The following is a 16,076-nucleotide window of genomic DNA, read 5'->3' as shown; positions in this document are numbered from 1 at the left end:
GGGCCGCAGTACGCTGCCGACCATGCTTGTCGCCGCCGCTGTCTGCCCCTGCCCGCCGCTCCTCGTACCCGACGTCGCCGCCGGCGCCGCGCCCGAGCTGAATGACGCCCGGACGGCGTGCACCGACGCCCTGGGCGTCCTCGCGGCCTCCCGGCCCGACCTGCTCGTGGTGATCGGTCCGGCCGACCCGGCGGGGCGCGGTACCCACCCGGAGGGGGCCGCCGGCGATTTCCGCGAGTTCGGCGTCGACCTGGAGGTTCGGCTCGGTCAGGAACGGGGAACGCGGGAGGGCCGTCCGCTCCCGCCCTCGCTCGCGGTGGGTGCCTGGCTGCTGGCCCGTACGGGCTGGGCGGACGCCCCCGTCGAGGGCCTGGGCGTGGGCGAACCGCTGGAGACCGCGCGCTGCGTGGAGACCGGGCGCGAACTGGCCCGCCGGGCGGACCGGGTCGCGCTGCTGGTGATGGGCGACGGCAGCGCCTGCCGCACCCTGAAGGCCCCGGGCTACCTGGACGAGCGCGCCGCCGCCTTCGACGCCGCTGCCGCACGCGCCCTGGGTGACGCCGACCCGGAAGCGCTGACGGCGCTCGACGAGCCGCTCGCGTACGAACTCAAGGCCGCGGGACGGGCGCCCTGGCAGGTGCTGGCGGGGGCGGCCGAGGGAGCCGGTCTGGCCGGCCGGCTGCTGTACGAGGACGCGCCCTACGGGGTCGGCTATCTGGTCGCCGCCTGGTCCTGAGGGCGTCGGAACGTACGAAGGGCCCCGGAGCGACGCGCTCCGGGGCCCTTCTTCTCCCGCTGTCAGGCGGCGGGCGGCGGCGTCGTACCGCCTGCGGACGGGGGCGTCGTCCCGCCGTCCTTGTTCGCCAGCTTGTCCACCGCGTCCTTGGCCTTCTGCCGGCCGGTCACGATCTTGTCGCTGTACTTGCCCTTGGTCTTCTCGTCCACCGTCCGGGCGGCCTTCTCGAGCCCCTGGTCGATCTTGTCCCCGTGCTGCTGCGCGAGGTCGCTGACCTTCTCCTTGGCCGGGGCCAGCTTCGCCTTCACATTGTCCATGAAGCCCATTGGGCACCTTCTCCGCTCGGAAACTGTGAGAAATAACCCATATGTACAACCACTGTACGGGGAAGACCGCACCGCCGCGTCACCTTCCCCGTCCGAGCTTCCCTCATTCGGGATGCGAGGCGCGGGTTTGGGGGAGACTGGGCCGGTGACAAGCTCAGCTCCCGCACCTCAGGTCATCACCGTCGTCGGCCCCACCGCAGCAGGAAAGTCCGACCTGGGGGTGCACCTCGCCCAGCAGCTCGACGGCGAGGTGATCAACGCCGACTCCATGCAGCTCTATCGGGGGATGGACATCGGCACCGCGAAGCTGACGCTCACCGAGCGCGCGGCGGTCCCGCACCGGCTGCTGGACGTCTGGGACGTCACCGAGACCGCCAGCGTCGCCGAGTACCAGCGCCTCGCCCGCACCGAGATCGACCGGCTGCTCGCCGAGGGCCGCACCCCGATCCTGGTCGGCGGCTCCGGCCTGTACGTGAAGGGCGCGATCGACGCGCTGGAGTTCCCCGGCACGGACCCCGACGTCCGGGCCGCGCTGGAGGCGGAACTGGAGGAGAACGGCTCCGGGGCCCTGCACGCGCGGCTCGCCGCCGCCGACCCCGAGGCCGGCCGCGCGATCCTGCCGAGCAACGGCCGGCGCATCGTCCGGGCCCTGGAGGTCATTGAGATCACCGGCAAGCCCTTCACCGCCAACCTCCCCGGCGACGACGCCGTCTACGACGCCGTGCAGATCGGCGTCGACGTGGACCGCCCGGAACTCGACGAGCGCATCGCCCTGCGCGTCGACCGCATGTGGGAGGCGGGACTCGTCGACGAGGTGCGCGCCCTGGAGGCACACGGGCTGCGCGAGGGCCGTACGGCCTCCCGGGCGCTCGGCTACCAGCAGGTGCTGTCCGCGCTGGCCGGCGAGTGCACCGAGGACCAGGCGCGCGCCGAGACCGTGCGCGCCACCAAGCGCTTCGCGCGCCGTCAGGACTCCTGGTTCCGCCGCGACCCGCGCGTCCAGTGGCTGAGTGGCGCCGCGGAACACCGCGGAGAACTCCCGGGCCGGGCGCTGGCGTTGGTCGAACGGGCGGTTACAGCCTGATCACGTGATGGCATCGGGACGCTCCGCCCGTCATTTCGGTGACCCCGGGCGTGCCATCATCGAGCATCGATCGACTGGAGTCCGAGTTGGGAGGGCGCGTGGCGATGGAGGCCGGCCCTCGCGACACGGAACAAGACGTACCGGAACACGGCGCACCGGAGACCGGGCCTGAGGCGGGAAGCCTCAGCCCGGACGGGCCCGACGAGCTCGACGTGACCCCCGAGGTCGAGGTCGAGCTGCGCCCGGCCCGCCGGCTGCGCATCTGGCAGCTCGCGCCGATCGTCACGCTCGCCGCGGTGGGCTCGCTGATGTTCGCCTTCCCCCTCGCCTTCGAGTTCGGCGACGGCGGCGCGGTCGTGGCCATGCTCGGCCTGCTGATCAGCTGCTGCGCCGCCGGCTGGTCCATGATGGCCGCCCGCCGCGTCGGCCACACCTGGCCCGGACTGCCGTCCAGGGGTTCGTCCCAGCGTCCCGACTGGCGTGTGGTGGCGCTCTACGCCGGTGTCTGCGCCGTGCTCGTCGCGCTCGCCGTCTGGCGCGTGGCGCGACTGCGCTGACCTGCGGGGAGTCGCCGGGCCGGAGAGCGGCCCGAGCCCCTGTCCGCGCGGCGGGCCGTTTTCCGCGCTGTCCGCTCCGCCTCGTACAGTTGTCCCGTGACCACCTCGCAGATCGCCTTCCTCAAGGGCCACGGCACCGAGAACGACTTCGTGATCGTTCCCGACCCGGACAACGCCCTCGACCTGCCCGCCCCCGTCGTCGCCCGGCTCTGCGACAGGCGTGCCGGGATCGGCGGCGACGGCCTGCTGCACGTCGTGCGCTCCGGCGCTCACCCCGAGGCGAAGGCCATGGCGCAGGACGCCGAGTGGTTCATGGACTACCGCAACTCCGACGGCTCCGTCGCCGAGATGTGCGGCAACGGCGTGCGGGTCTTCGCGCGCTACCTCCAGCGCGCCGGCCTCGTCGAGGAGGGCGACCTCGCGATCGCCACCCGGGGCGGCGTCAAGAAGGTCCACCTCGCCAAGAACGGCGACGTCACCGTCGCCATGGGGCGCGCCCTGCTCCCCGCCGACGGCGTCACCGTCACCGTCGGCGGCCGCGACTGGGAGACCCGCAACGTCAACATGGGCAACCCGCACGCGGTCGCGTTCGTCGAGGACCTGGCCCACGCCGGTGATCTGTTCACCGAGCCGTCCTTCGCCCCGGCCGCCGTCTACCCCGACGGCGTCAACATCGAGTTCGTCGTGGACCGCGGCCCCCGCCACGTCGCCATGCGGGTCCACGAGCGCGGCTCCGGCGAGACCCGCTCCTGTGGTACCGGAGCGTGCGCGGTGGCCGTCGCGGCGGCCCGCCGCGACCAGGCCGACCCCGCGCTGACCGGCGAGCCGGTCACGTACACCGTCGACCTGCCGGGCGGCAGCCTCGTCATCACCGAGCACCCCGACGGCGGGATCGAGATGACCGGGCCGGCCGTCATCGTGGCCGAGGGCAAGATCGATCCGGCCTGGCTCGAAACGCTGAACGGGTAACACATCGCTCGAATGGGTGATCCGTTTCACGCTGGGCGAGAGCGGGACTCCGCCGCGTGGTGGGCTCGGTAGCATCAAGCACCGGCCCGGAGGCGCGCCGCACCTCCCCACCGCCGGTCGACGTCGCCGGAGGTGCCCCCATGAGTGCAGAGGCCACCAGCCCAGGTGCTCCCATCCGCAGGCGGGGCCGTCCCCGGATCGACCTCCGCAGGCTCGGCAGGGCCGCCCTCTTCGGACCGGTCTCCCGCGACCGGCTCCCCGACGCCATCGCGCACGTCGTCGAGGCGCACCGGGCCCACCACCCCGACGCCGACCTCTCCGTGCTGCGGCGCGCCTACCTGCTCGCCGAGACCTCGCACCGAGGGCAGATGCGCAAGAGCGGCGAGCCCTACATCACGCATCCGCTCGCCGTCACCCTCATCCTCGCCGAGCTGGGCGCCGAGACCACCACGCTGACCGCCTCCCTGCTCCACGACACGGTCGAGGACACCGAGGTGACGCTCGACCAGGTACGGGAGGAGTTCGGCGAAGAGGTCTGCTACCTCGTCGACGGCGTCACCAAACTCGAAAAAGTCGACTACGGGGCAGCCGCCGAACCCGAGACCTTCCGCAAGATGCTCGTCGCCACCGGGGACGACGTCCGCGTCATGTCGATCAAGCTCGCCGACCGGCTGCACAACATGCGCACCCTCGGCGTGATGCGCCCCGAGAAACAGGCCAGGATCGCCAAGGTCACCCGCGACGTTCTGATCCCCCTCGCCGAACGGCTCGGCGTCCAGGCGCTGAAGACCGAGCTGGAGGACCTGGTCTTCGCCATCCTCCATCCCGAGGAGTACGCCCGCACCGACGCGCTGATCGCCGCGGCGGCTGACGGGCCCGACCCCCTGGGCGCCACGGCGGAGAACATCGCCTCGGTCCTTCGGGAAGCCGGCATCTCCTCGGAGGTCATGGTCAGGCCCCGCCACTTCGTCTCCGTCCACCGCGTCCGGATCAAACGCGGCGAACTGCGCGGCAGCGACTTCGGACGGGTCCTGGTGCTCGTCGGTGAGGACGCCGACTGTTACGCCGTCCTCGGTGAGCTGCACACCTGTTTCACCCCGGTGATCTCCGAGTTCAAGGACTTCATCGCCGCCCCCAAGTTCAACCTGTACCAGTCGCTGCACACCGCGGTGGTCGGCCCGGACGGCGAGGTCGCCGAGATCCTCATCCGCACGCACCGGATGCACAAGGTCGCGGAGGCCGGCGTCGTCGCCCTCGGCAATCCGTACGTATCCGAGGGCGCGCCCCAGACCGCCGAACCCTCCGACGGCGAGCGCGCCGACCCCACCCGCCCCGGCTGGCTCTCCCGCCTCCTCCAGTGGCAGCAGTCCGCGCCCGACCCCGACACCTTCTGGACCACCCTGCGCGCCGACCTCGCCCAGGACCGCGAGATCACCGTCTTCCGCACGGACGGCGGCATGCTCGGCCTGCCCGCGGGCGCCAGCTGCGTCGACGCGGCCTACGCCCAGCACGGGGACGCGGCCCACGCCTGCATCGGGGCCCGGGTGAACGGCCGGCTGGCCACCCTCAGCACCGTCCTGAAGGACGGCGACACCGTGCAGCCGCTGCTGGCCGAGGACGCCGCGTCCGGCCCCTCGCCGGACTGGCTGGAACACGCGCGCACGCCCGCCGCCCGCATCGCCATCACCGGCTGGCTCGACGCCCACCCCCAGGCGGCGGACGCCGGCCAGCCCGGCGCACCGGCGGACCGCGACCCCCAGCCGTCCCCGCCCGCCGTGCCCGAGACCGCCAGGGCCCGTACCGCGACCGCCGTCGCCGAGCGGCCGGACGCGGCCGTACGGCTCGCCGGCTGCTGTACGCCCGTACCCCCCGACGAGGTGACCGGCTTCCCCGTGCGCGGCGGCGCCGCCGTCACCGTGCACCGCCTGGAGTGTCCCGCGGTGGCCCGCATGGAGGCCGTCGGGCGGGCCCCGGTCGCCGTGAGCTGGGGCGACGAGCAGGCGTGCCGGGTGACGCTGGTCGCTGAATCGTTCGGCCGGCCCCGGCTGCTCGCCGACCTCACCGAGGCGATCGCGGGGGCGGACGCGGCGGTCATCTCCGCCACCGTGGAGCCCCCGAGCGAACAGCGCGTACGGCACACCTACACGCTGCGGCTCCCGGACGCGGCGGGTCTTCCCGCGCTGATGCGCGCCATGCGCGAGGTGCCCGGCGTCTACGACGTGAGCCGCGCGCAGCACCCCGCCGGGGCGCTCTGAGTTACGGGGCGGCAAACCGCGTTCTCATTCGGGTGGTGCGGCGCGCGCCGCACCACCCGGGCCGGCCGGCGCTGATAGCCGTAGTCCATGCCGTTCCTCTCCCGCCGCTCGCGGGCCGCTGTGCTGGCCGCCGCGTCGGCCGCGCTCGTCGCCGCCACCCTGCCTGCCGACCCGGTGCCCCTAGGCATCGGCGACCCGCTCTTCCCGCAGCTCGGGAACCCCGGGTACGACGTACTCGCCTACGACATCGGCCTCACCTACAAGGGCCGCAACGACGAGCCGCTGGACGCCGTCACCACCATCGACGCGCGGACGACCGAGCCGCTGGACCGGATCAACCTCGACTTCACCCGCGGAACCGTCCGCTCCGTCTCCGTCAACGGACTGCGCGCCGGCTTCGAGACCGCGGACGAGGACCTCGTCGTCCGCCCGGTGGGCCGCATCCCGGCCGGAATCCCGCTCCGCATCACCGTCCGCCACACCAGCGACCCGAGCGGCGAAGAGGACAGCGGCGGCTGGGTGCGCACCGCCGACGGACTCGCCATGGCCAACCAGGCCGACGCCGGACACCGGGTCTTCCCCAGCAACGACCACCCGGCCGACAAGGCGTACTTCACCTTCCACGTCACCGCGCCGAACGACCTGACCGTGGTGGCCAACGGACTGCCCACCGGCCGCAGCCGCAACGGCGACACCACCACTTGGACCTACCGCACCCAGCACCCCATGGCCACCGAACTGGCCCAGGTCAGCATCGGCGGTTCCACCGTGGTGCGCCGCACCGGGCCGCACGGACTGCCGGTGCGCGACGTAGTGCCGACGGCCGACCGGGACCGCGTGGAACCCTGGCTGAAGAGGACCCCCGGCCAGCTGGAGTGGATGGAGCGGCAGGTCGGCCCGTACCCGTTCGAGAACTACGGAATTCTCGTCGCCGACACCCGGACGGGGTTCGAGCTGGAGACCCAGACGCTCTCCCTCTTCGAGAAGCGCCTGTTCACCGACACGCGCTTCCCCGAGTGGTACGTCGAGTCGGTCATGGTGCACGAGCTGGCCCACCAGTGGTTCGGCGACAGCGTCTCCCCGCAGTCCTGGTCCGACCTCTGGCTGAACGAGGGACACGCCAGCTGGTACGAGGCGCGTTACACCGAGGACCGCATCGGCGCGCCGCTGGAGGACCGCATGCGGAACGCCTACATCCAGTCGGACGCCTGGCGCGCCGCCGGAGGCCCGCCCGCCCGGCCCGCGGCGCCGAAGCCCGGCCGGAAGATCAGCCTGTTCCGCCCGGTCGTCTACGACGGCAGCGCCCTCGTCCTGTACGCGCTGCGCCAGGAGATCGGGCACGACGCCTTCGACCGGCTCGAACGGCGCTGGGTGCACAAGCACCGCGACTCCAACGCCGCCACGGCCGACTTCGTCCGGCTCGCCTCGCAGGTGTCGGGACGCGACCTGACCGCGTTCTTCGACGGCTGGCTGTACGGGGCGAAGACACCGCCCATGCCGGGGCACCCCGACTGGCACAGCAGCGCGCCGCCCGTGTAAACCCGCGTGACGCCCCGCGCGGACCGTGCCACTATCGACGGGTCGCCGCGGCGCCGGAGCGGACGATTTCCGGGACGGGAATCATCCGGACAGGTCACGCGTTGTGACTGACGCAAGCACTCCTATGACGTAAGGATCCAATGACCTCCTCTTCTTCCCTTCCCCAGGACGCGCACGACGCGCGGAGTGCCACGGAGAACGCGACCGAGAGCCTCACCGAGGGCCTGCGGGCCGACGCCCTGATGGAAGAGGACGTCGCCTGGAGCTTCGAGATCGACGGAGAGCGGGACGGCGAGCAGCTGGACCGCTCGGAGCGCGCCGCGCTGCGCCGCGTGGCCGGACTCTCCACCGAGCTCGAGGACGTCACCGAGGTCGAGTACCGGCAGCTCCGCCTGGAGCGTGTGGTGCTCGTCGGTGTCTGGACCTCGGGCACCGTGCAGGACGCGGAGAATTCGCTCGCCGAGCTGGCGGCGCTCGCCGAGACGGCGGGAGCCCAGGTGCTCGACGCCGTCTTCCAGCGCCGTGACAAGCCCGACCCGGCCACGTACATCGGGTCTGGCAAAGCACTCCAACTGCGCGACCTGGTCGTCGAGACCGGGGCCGACACCGTCGTCTGCGACGGTGAGCTCAGCCCCGGCCAGCTGATCCACCTCGAAGACGTCGTCAAGGTCAAGGTGGTCGACCGGACCGCCCTGATCCTCGACATCTTCGCCCAGCACGCCAAGTCCCGAGAGGGCAAGGCACAGGTCTCCCTGGCGCAGATGCAGTACATGCTGCCCAGGCTCCGCGGCTGGGGCCAGTCGTTGTCCCGTCAGATGGGCGGTGGCGGTACCAGCGGCGGTGGCGGCATGGCGACCCGCGGTCCCGGTGAGACCAAGATCGAGACCGACCGGCGCCGCATCCGCGAGAAGATGGCGAAGATGCGCCGGGAGATCGCGGAGATGAAGACCGGCCGTGACCTCAAGCGCCAGGAACGCCGGCGCAACAAGGTCCCCTCGGTCGCCATCGCCGGGTACACCAACGCGGGCAAGTCCTCGCTGCTCAACCGCCTCACCGGGGCGGGCGTGCTCGTGGAGAACGCCCTGTTCGCCACCCTCGACCCGACCGTGCGCCGGGCCGAGACGCCGAGCGGCCGGGTCTACACGCTCGCCGACACCGTCGGGTTCGTACGGCATCTGCCGCACCACCTCGTCGAGGCGTTCCGCTCCACCATGGAGGAGGTCGGCGACTCCGATCTCATCCTGCACGTGGTGGACGGCGCGCACCCGGTGCCGGAGGAGCAGCTCGCCGCCGTGCGCGAGGTGATCCGCGAGGTCGGGGCGACGGACGTCCCCGAGATCGTCGTGATCAACAAGGCGGACGCGGCGGACCCGCTGGTCCTCCAGCGCCTCCTGCGCAACGAGAAGCACGCCATCGCGGTCTCCGCGCGCACCGGCGCCGGGATCGACGAGCTGCTCGCCCTGATCGACAGCGAGCTGCCCCGCCCGTCGGTCTCGGTCGAGGCGCTCGTGCCGTACACCCAGGGCGGACTCGTCTCCAGGGTGCACGCCGAGGGCGAGGTGGTCTCCGAGGAGCACACCTCGGAGGGCACGCTGATCAAGGCGCGGGTCAACGAGGAGCTGGCCGCCGAGCTGGCCGCGTTCGTCCCCGCGGTGCACTGAGCCGCACCGCACCGGAACAACCGGAGGCCCGTTCCCCCGCGAGGGAACGGGCCTCCGGCCGTGGTGCCGACAGCGTCCCTACTGGGCGCCGTACCTGTCGCTCATCATCGTGAAGATCTGCTCGGCGCCCTCACCGAGGTGCGGTCCGGCGAGCCAGCCCGAGGTGACCGGGCCGATGGACGTGTTGGAGACCAGCGCGAGCTTCCCGTCACTGCCCTCGCTGAACCAGCCGCCGCCGGACGAACCGCCGGTCATCGAGCAGCCGATGCGGTACATCGTGGGGGTGGCCGGGCTGATCGAGAGCCTGCCGGGCCGGTCGACGCACTTGTGCATGATCAAACCGTCGTACGGCGGGGCCGCCGGGTAGCCCCAGGCGCCCATGGCGCTGATCCGCGCGACCTCGGGGGCGTCGAAGTTCACCGCGAGGGCGTTGCCCACGGTCTCTTCGAGGGACTTGGTGCCCTGCTCCGGCTTCACGTGGAGCACCGCGTAGTCGTACGGGGCGCCCTCGCCGCCGGTGGGGCCGCCGTCCTTGATCCACTCGCCGGAGGTGCTGGCCCAGTCCGCCCAGTACGCGCCGTACGGTGCGATCTCCTGCGGCTGGGCGTTCCGCAGCGCCGCGGCGCTCTTGCCCTTGTCGTTGTACGCGGGCACGAAGACGATGTTGCGGTACCAGCCGCCCGCCGATCCGGCGTGGACGCAGTGGCCGGCGGTCCACACGAGGTTGGACTTCCCCGGGTTCTCCGGGTCCTTGACGACCGTGCCCGAGCAGACCATGTGGCCCTTGGGAGAGTCGAAGAAGACCTTCCCGACCGGGGCCGCGTAGTCGTGGTACGGCGTCTTCTCGCGCTCGGCGGCGACGGGCCTGGGCTCCGGGTCCGTGACGCCCTGGTCGCCGGAGACGTCGCCGGCCGACATGGTCTTGGCCGGGTCCTTCGCGGACTTCATCCGGTCCGGCTTCCAGAGCCCCTCGATGACCGGGTTGACGAAGTCCTTTGCCTCACGCAGCCACTTGTCCTTGTCCCAGTTCTTCCACTCGCCGTCGCGCCACTTGTCCGGGTCGACGCCGTGCTTCTTGAGCTTGTCGGCCAGATCGGCGGGGATGCCGCCGCCCTTCTCCGTGGAGCCGGAGGCGGAGGCGGTGGCCGCCGGCTTGTCGGCGCCCTCCTCCTCGGCCGGGCCGCAGGCCGTGGCCGTCAGCGCGAGCGCGGCGGCCAGGCCGGCCGCGGCGAGCAAGGGCCGTATGGATCGCATGAAAAGAAATCCCCCTGGAATCTGCACAATCGATGTCTGCGCGCCGGAGGCCCCCGAAACGGACCGCGCCGCTCCGAGGGCCTCCGACCTCTGCCTGTCCGCGCCCCCGGGGCGCGGACCCGTTGTCACTTGTCCGCGTACTTCTTGCTGACCGAGTCGTAGATGCCCTTGGCCTCCTTGCCCAAGCGCGGTCCGGCCAGCCAGCCCGCCGTCACCGGGCCGATGGAGGTGTTCGAGACCAGCGCGGGCTTGCCGTCCTGGCCGGTGGCGACCCAGCCGCCGCCGGACGAACCGCCGGTCATCGAGCAGCCGATGCGGTACATCGTCGGGTCGTCCTGGGCGAGGGAGAGACGGCCCGGCTTGTCCTGGCACTGGAACATCTTCTGGCCGTCGTACGGGGCCGCCGCCGGGAAGCCGGTGGCGGTCATGCCGGAGATCTTGGGCACGGCCGGAGCGTTGAACTCGACCGGCAGGGCCGAACCGACGGTCTCCTCCAGAGACTTGCCGCCGGCGCCCTCCTCGGGTGTCACGTGCAGCACGGCAAAGTCGTACGGGGCGCCCAGGCCGCCGACCGACGCACCCTGGTCGATCCACTGCTGAGAGGTCTGCGCCCAGGTGCCCCACCAGATGCCGTAGGGGGCGACCTTCTCCTTCGGCGGGTTGTCGCGCAGCTCGGCCGTCGACAGACCGCTGTCGTTGTACGAGGGGACGAAGGCGATGTTGCGGTACCAGCCGCCCTTCTTGCCCGCGTGCACGCAGTGGCCGGCCGTCCACACCATGTTGGACTTGCCGGGGTGCGCGGGGTCCTTCACCACGGTCGCCGAGCAGACCATCGAGCCCTCGGGGCCGTCGAAGAACAGCTTGCCCGACTCGGGGGCGTTGTCGTGGTACGGCGTCTTCACGCCCACGGCGCGGACCGGCGCGGGGGTCGGGTCCGTCACACCCTTGTCGCCCGAGATGTCGTTGTCGACGGGCTTCTGCGGCGGCTTGTCGGCGTCCCGCATGCGGTCCGGGTCCCAGAGGCCCGCGATGATCGGGTTGATGTAGTCCTTGGCCTCACGCAGCCACTTGTCCTTGTCCCAGTTCTTCCACTCGCCGTCGCGCCACTTGTCGACGTCGATCCCGTGTTCCTTGAGCCGGTCCTTCAGGTCGTCCGGAACGGTGATCTTGCCGTCCGAGGCCGAACCCGCCGAGCTGCTGCTGCTCGGCTCGGCGTTGGCGTCGTCCTCGGTCGGCCCGCAGGCGGTGGCCGTGAGCGCGAGCACGGCGGCGAACGCGGCGGTGGCGAGCACGGGGGAGGAGGCGCGACGCGCACTTCCCCGGCGGCGTGCGGTGTTTCCTGGTCGAACGAGACGCATCTGCTGATCCCCCTGGGACTTCGTAACTCAACGCTTCTGTACTGCACTTGCGCCCGACGCACCTCACGGTGCCCCGAACGGGCAGGGTGCGCGGCGGTCTTCGGGAGGTGCCCGAGCCCGGCGCGGCCCCCCACTATGCCGGTGCCGCTGTCGGCGGTGCGCGGCAGGGTTGCGCTCCGCAAGGATCTTCGGATTTACCCGTGATCCTTTGCCTCCTCGGTCGTTGGTACGTCCGGGGGCACGGAGACAGCGTTCACCCTCGCAGGCCGTCCTTGCGGAATCGTACTGACGTGCAACGCAACTGTTACAGCGGGAGGAACAAGAGCCGTGGCCGTGACCGAACCAGCTCCGGCGCCACCCCTGGCCGCCCACGAAGGCATCCTGCGCCGCCAGTCGCTGCGTGAATCGGCCGCTCGCACCTACGCCAGGTCGCTGCCGATCGTGCCGGTGCGGGCCCGGGGGCTGACCATCGAGGGCGCGGACGGGCGGCGCTATCTCGACTGCCTGTCCGGGGCGGGGACGTTGGCGCTCGGCCACAACCACCCGGTCGTCCTGGAGGCGATCAAGAAAGTCATCGACTCGGGTGCCCCCCTGCACGTGCTGGACCTCGCGACCCCGGTCAAGGACGCTTTCACCACGGAGCTGTTCGCCACCCTGCCGCCGCAGTTCGCGGACGACGCCCGCATCCAGTTCTGCGGACCCGCCGGTACGGACGCGGTCGAGGCGGCGTTCAAACTCGTCCGCGCCGCCACCGGTCGCAGTGGCCTGCTGGCCTTCACCGGCGCCTACCACGGCATGACGGCCGGCGCCCTCGCCGCTTCCGGCGGCGCCGAGGACGTACGGGTGACCAGGCTGCCGTTCCCGCAGGACTACCGCTGCCCCTTCGGTATCGGCGGCGAGGCCGGCGCGCGCACCGCGGCCCGCTGGACCGAGAGCCTGCTCGACGATCCCAAGAGCGGGACGCCCGCACCCGCCGGAATGATCCTCGAGCCGGTCCAGGGCGAGGGCGGGGTCAATCCCGCCCCCGACGGCTGGATGCGCCGGATGCGGGAGATCACCGAGACCCGGTCCATCCCGCTGATCGCCGACGAGGTGCAGACCGGCGTCGGCCGCACCGGTGCCTTCTGGGCCGTCGAGCACAGCGGGATCCTGCCCGACGTGATGGTGCTGTCCAAGGCCATCGGCGGCTCCCTCCCGCTCGCCGTGATCGTCTACCGCTCCGAGCTCGACACCTGGCAGCCCGGCGCCCACGCGGGCACCTTCCGCGGCAACCAGCTGGCCATGGCCGCCGGCACCGCCACCCTCGCGTACGTCCGGGAGAACGGCCTCGCCGAGCGGGCCGGGGTCCTCGGCGACCGCATGCTGACGAGCCTCAGGTCGCTCGCCGCCGACCACCCGTGCATCGGTGACGTCCGGGGGAGGGGCCTCATGATCGGCGTGGAGATCGTCGACCCCGAGGCCCGCCCGGTGGGCACCGGCACCGAGCCGCCGCCCGACCCGGTCCTCGCCGTCGCCGTCCAGCAGGAGTGCCTGAGCCGCGGCCTCATCGTCGAACTCGGCGGCCGCCACTCCACCGTCGTACGCCTGCTCCCGCCCCTCACGCTCACCGACGAACAGGCGACGGCGGTCGTCGACCGCCTCGCCGACGCCCTGGCAGCCGCGGAGCGCTCACCGCACCGCCGCCTGCCGACCGGATCGATCCGCTGACCCCGGACACCAGCACAGGAAGACCGCCGTGAACCCCACCCCCGCGCCCGAGGCCGACGGCCCTCCCCCCACCCACCTTCCCGAGGCCGACACCCCCGGCCGGCTCGCCGTCGAGACGACGACCGTGCCGCGCCAGAAGGAGACACCGCACGGGCTCTGGCAGACGTCGCGGTCCGCTCCGGCTGCCCCGGGGGTCACGAACCCGGACGACCCGGCCGATTCCGCCGACCCACTCGACCATCCCGACCCGCTCCGCGCCGCCGACACCGCGGGCGTCGAGAACCTGCTGCGCTGCTGGGTCCGGGAGAGCGACCTGCCCCGGCCCGCGGGGGAGACCCTGCGCATCCCGCTCCCCGCGAGCGGCACCGCGCTCCTGGTCCCGGTCCTGCACTGGTCCGCCACGGGCTGGCACCGCTTCGGGCCGCCCGCCCTGGAACAGGCGCCCGCCACCGCGCCCACGGCCGACGCCGTCACCGTGGCCGCCCTGCTCGGCCGGGAGGCCGGCCACCACGACGGCGCCGATATGGCCGGCCGGGTCGCCGACTCCGTACGGCGCACCGCCGCCTTCATCGACGAACGGCGCCGCCGGCCCCACACCCCCGACGAGGCGGACCTCTTCCTCACCGCCGAACAGTCGCTCCTGCTCGGGCACCCGCTGCACCCCTCGCCCAAAAGCAGGGAAGGGCTCACCGACGCCGAAACGCGTCTCTACTCACCCGAGTTGCACGGTTCCTTCCCGCTCCACTGGATGGCCGCCGACCGCTCAGTACTGGCGACCGACTCCGCGTGGACCGACCAGGGCCGTCCCGTCTCCGCCGCCGACCTCGTCGCCCGGCACGCCCAGGGCCTGCTCTTCCCCGAACACACCGCGCTCATTCCCCTCCACCCCTGGCAGGCCCGCGAGCTGCGGAGCAGGCCCGAGGTCGCCGCCCTGCTCGACTCCGGCCTCCTCCACGACCTCGGTCCGTACGGCGCGCCCTGGCACCCCACCTCGTCGGTGCGCACCGTGCACCGGCCGGGCGCCGACCTGATGCTGAAGCTCTCCCTCGGCGTCCGCATCACCAACTCCCGCCGGGAGAACCTCCGCAAGGAGCTCCATCGCGGCGTCGAGGTCCACCGGCTGCTCCGCACCGGCCTCGCCCGCCAGTGGCACGCCGCGTACCCCGGCTTCGACATCGTCCGCGACCCCGCCTGGCTCGCCGTCGACACCCCGGACGGTGAACCCGTGCACGGCCTGGACGTCATGCTGCGGCACAACCCCTTCGAGCCGTACGACGACGCCGTCTGCATCGCCGGACTCACCGCCCCGCGCCCCTGGCCGGGCCGGCCGGGCCTCCACTCCCGCCTCGCCGACGTCGTCCACCGCCTCGCCGCGGCCACCGGGCGGACCACGACGGCGGTCGCCGCCGAGTGGTTCCTGCGCTACCTGGAACGCGTCGTGCACCCGGTTCTCTGGCTCGACGCCCACGCCGGTGTCGCGCTCGAAGCCCACCAGCAGAACACCCTGGTCCTGCTCGACGCCGACGGCTGGCCCGCCGGCGGCCGTTACCGTGACAATCAGGGCTACTACTTCCGCGAATCCCACCGTGCCGCGCTCGACCACAGGCTCCCCGGCATCGGAAAGGTCAGCGACACCTTCGTCTCCGACGCCGTCACCGACGAGCGCTTCGCCTACTACCTCGGCATCAACAACGTGTTCGGACTCATCGGGGCGTTCGGTGCCCAGCGGCTCGCCGACGAGCAGATGCTCCTGGACGCGTTCCGCCGCTTCCTCAAGTCGGCGAGCGAACTGGGCTCGCCCTTCCCCGACCACCTGCTCACCAACCCGCGCCTGCGCTGCAAGGCCAACATGCTGACCCGCCTGCACGGCCTCGACGAACTCGTCGGCCCCGTGGACACCCAGTCCGTCTACGTCACCATCACCAACCCCCTGCACGGCTGAGGCCGACGAGCGAGAGCCGCTCGCCGAGACGTGAGAGAGGAGCCCCACCCGTGTCCCCGCCCGACGCGCACGCCGGTCCCGTCCTGACGGCGGACTGGGCACCCGTCGCCACACCGGCGGGGGAGTTCCGGCTGGCGCCGGTGCACCCGGAACGGGATCTCGCGATGATCAGCCGCTGGATGAACGACCCTGTCGTCGCCGCCTTCTGGGAGCTGGCCGGCGACGAAAGCGTCACCGCCCGGCACCTCGCGCCCCAACTCGACGGCGACAGCCACAGCACCCCGTGTCTCGGGGTGCTGTCGGGCACGCCCATGAGCTACTGGGAGCTCTACCGCGCCGACCTCGACCGGCTCGCCCGCCACTACCCCGCCCGGCCGTACGACATGGGCGTCCACCTCCTCATCGGGGACGGACGCCACCGGGGCCGCGGCACCGGCACGACGCTGCTGCGCGCCGTCGCCGGTCTCGTGCTCGACCACATCCCGCTCTGCACCCGGGTGGTGGCCGAGCCCGACGTTCGCAACCTCCCATCCGTCTCCGCGTTCCTGAGCGCCGGATTCCGCTTCTCCGCCGAGATCGAACTCCCCGAGAAGCGGGCCGCGCTGATGATCCGCGACCGAGCCCACCGCACCCGGCCATGAACGCTTCCCCCATCCGTCCGCACCGCTCGAACCCCATCGGTTCCCTC

At 72.2% G+C, this 16,076-nt stretch carries 13 protein-coding genes; 10 read left to right on the top strand and 3 right to left on the bottom strand.

Going from position 1 to position 16,076, the window contains the following annotated elements; translation table 11 throughout:
- Nucleotides 1-22: 22 nt before the first annotated feature.
- Nucleotides 23-736: a class III extradiol dioxygenase subunit B-like domain-containing protein gene (locus BLW14_RS07415; protein ID WP_093705549.1), complete on the top strand. Its 714-nt coding sequence runs from the start codon at nucleotides 23-25 to the stop codon at nucleotides 734-736.
- Nucleotides 737-798: 62 nt separating this feature from the next.
- Here the strand turns inward: BLW14_RS07415 and BLW14_RS07410 are convergent, their stop codons facing one another.
- Nucleotides 799-1,062, bottom strand: coding sequence for an antitoxin (locus BLW14_RS07410; protein ID WP_093705547.1), 264 nt, complete (start codon nucleotides 1,060-1,062; stop codon nucleotides 799-801).
- A gap of 145 nt (nucleotides 1,063-1,207) precedes the next feature.
- Between BLW14_RS07410 and miaA the strand changes: the two genes are divergently transcribed.
- From miaA to hflX, 6 genes are all read left to right on the top strand, one after another.
- Nucleotides 1,208-2,146 carry a tRNA (adenosine(37)-N6)-dimethylallyltransferase MiaA gene (gene miaA / locus BLW14_RS07405; RefSeq protein ID WP_093705545.1) on the top strand — a complete coding sequence of 313 codons (939 nt, stop codon included), beginning with the start codon at nucleotides 1,208-1,210 and terminating at the stop codon, nucleotides 2,144-2,146.
- Between the two features lie 104 nt (nucleotides 2,147-2,250).
- A complete protein-coding gene (locus BLW14_RS07400; protein WP_093705542.1) occupies nucleotides 2,251-2,703 on the top strand; it encodes a hypothetical protein in 453 nt (150 codons plus the stop codon).
- Between the two features lie 96 nt (nucleotides 2,704-2,799).
- Nucleotides 2,800-3,672, top strand: a complete 873-nt coding sequence (gene dapF / locus BLW14_RS07395; protein WP_093705540.1) for a diaminopimelate epimerase — start codon at nucleotides 2,800-2,802, stop codon at nucleotides 3,670-3,672.
- A 140-nt stretch (nucleotides 3,673-3,812) separates the two neighbouring features.
- Nucleotides 3,813-5,927, top strand: coding sequence for a RelA/SpoT family protein (locus BLW14_RS07390; protein ID WP_093705538.1), 2,115 nt, complete (start codon nucleotides 3,813-3,815; stop codon nucleotides 5,925-5,927).
- Nucleotides 5,928-6,014: 87 nt separating this feature from the next.
- A complete protein-coding gene (locus BLW14_RS07385; protein ID WP_093705536.1) occupies nucleotides 6,015-7,466 on the top strand; it encodes a M1 family metallopeptidase in 1,452 nt (483 codons plus the stop codon).
- 140 nt (nucleotides 7,467-7,606) lie between these two features.
- Nucleotides 7,607-9,127 carry a GTPase HflX gene (gene hflX, locus BLW14_RS07380; RefSeq protein ID WP_093705534.1) on the top strand — a complete coding sequence of 507 codons (1,521 nt, stop codon included), beginning with the start codon at nucleotides 7,607-7,609 and terminating at the stop codon, nucleotides 9,125-9,127.
- 78 nt (nucleotides 9,128-9,205) lie between these two features.
- Here the strand turns inward: hflX and BLW14_RS07375 are convergent, their stop codons facing one another.
- Complete coding sequence (locus tag BLW14_RS07375; protein ID WP_093705532.1) at nucleotides 9,206-10,381, bottom strand: trypsin-like serine peptidase; 1,176 nt, start codon at nucleotides 10,379-10,381, stop codon at nucleotides 9,206-9,208.
- Between the two features lie 125 nt (nucleotides 10,382-10,506).
- Complete coding sequence (locus BLW14_RS07370) at nucleotides 10,507-11,739, bottom strand: trypsin-like serine peptidase (protein ID WP_256332707.1); 1,233 nt, start codon at nucleotides 11,737-11,739, stop codon at nucleotides 10,507-10,509.
- 327 nt (nucleotides 11,740-12,066) lie between these two features.
- Between BLW14_RS07370 and BLW14_RS07365 the strand changes: the two genes are divergently transcribed.
- Genes BLW14_RS07365 through BLW14_RS07355 form a run of 3 tightly spaced genes read left to right on the top strand, consistent with a single transcriptional unit; the run spans nucleotide 12,067 to nucleotide 16,029 of the window.
- The gene (locus tag BLW14_RS07365; RefSeq protein ID WP_093705528.1) at nucleotides 12,067-13,446 is read left to right on the top strand and encodes a diaminobutyrate--2-oxoglutarate transaminase family protein; all 1,380 of its coding nucleotides are present in this window, start codon (nucleotides 12,067-12,069) and stop codon (nucleotides 13,444-13,446) included.
- Between the two features lie 28 nt (nucleotides 13,447-13,474).
- A complete protein-coding gene (locus tag BLW14_RS07360; RefSeq protein ID WP_093705526.1) occupies nucleotides 13,475-15,388 on the top strand; it encodes an IucA/IucC family protein in 1,914 nt (637 codons plus the stop codon).
- Nucleotides 15,385-16,029 (top strand): GNAT family N-acetyltransferase, encoded by a 645-nt coding sequence (locus BLW14_RS07355; protein ID WP_371128116.1) that lies wholly within the window; start codon nucleotides 15,385-15,387, stop codon nucleotides 16,027-16,029. Before BLW14_RS07360 ends, BLW14_RS07355 begins: the two co-directional genes overlap by 4 nt.
- Nucleotides 16,030-16,076 lie beyond the last annotated feature (47 nt).

This window comes from Streptomyces sp. 2131.1 (assembly GCF_900105515.1).
GTDB classification, from domain to species: domain Bacteria; phylum Actinomycetota; class Actinomycetes; order Streptomycetales; family Streptomycetaceae; genus Streptomyces; species Streptomyces drozdowiczii.
Note: the sequence above shows the minus strand (reverse complement) of the source record. Positions and strands in the feature narration are given on the sequence as shown.

What these genes read in the sequence shown, in the direction of transcription:
- BLW14_RS07415 (WP_093705549.1), top strand. Translation starts at nt 23, where the DNA reads ATGCTTGTCGCCGCCGCTGTCTGCCCCTGCCCGCCGCTCCTCGTACCC.
- BLW14_RS07410 (WP_093705547.1), bottom strand. Translation starts at nt 1,062, where the DNA reads ATGGGCTTCATGGACAATGTGAAGGCGAAGCTGGCCCCGGCCAAGGAG.
- BLW14_RS07400 (WP_093705542.1), top strand. Translation starts at nt 2,251, where the DNA reads ATGGAGGCCGGCCCTCGCGACACGGAACAAGACGTACCGGAACACGGC.
- BLW14_RS07390 (WP_093705538.1), top strand. Translation starts at nt 3,813, where the DNA reads ATGAGTGCAGAGGCCACCAGCCCAGGTGCTCCCATCCGCAGGCGGGGC.
- BLW14_RS07385 (WP_093705536.1), top strand. Translation starts at nt 6,015, where the DNA reads ATGCCGTTCCTCTCCCGCCGCTCGCGGGCCGCTGTGCTGGCCGCCGCG.
- hflX (WP_093705534.1), top strand. Translation starts at nt 7,607, where the DNA reads ATGACCTCCTCTTCTTCCCTTCCCCAGGACGCGCACGACGCGCGGAGT.
- BLW14_RS07375 (WP_093705532.1), bottom strand. Translation starts at nt 10,381, where the DNA reads ATGCGATCCATACGGCCCTTGCTCGCCGCGGCCGGCCTGGCCGCCGCG.
- BLW14_RS07370 (WP_256332707.1), bottom strand. Translation starts at nt 11,739, where the DNA reads ATGCGTCTCGTTCGACCAGGAAACACCGCACGCCGCCGGGGAAGTGCG.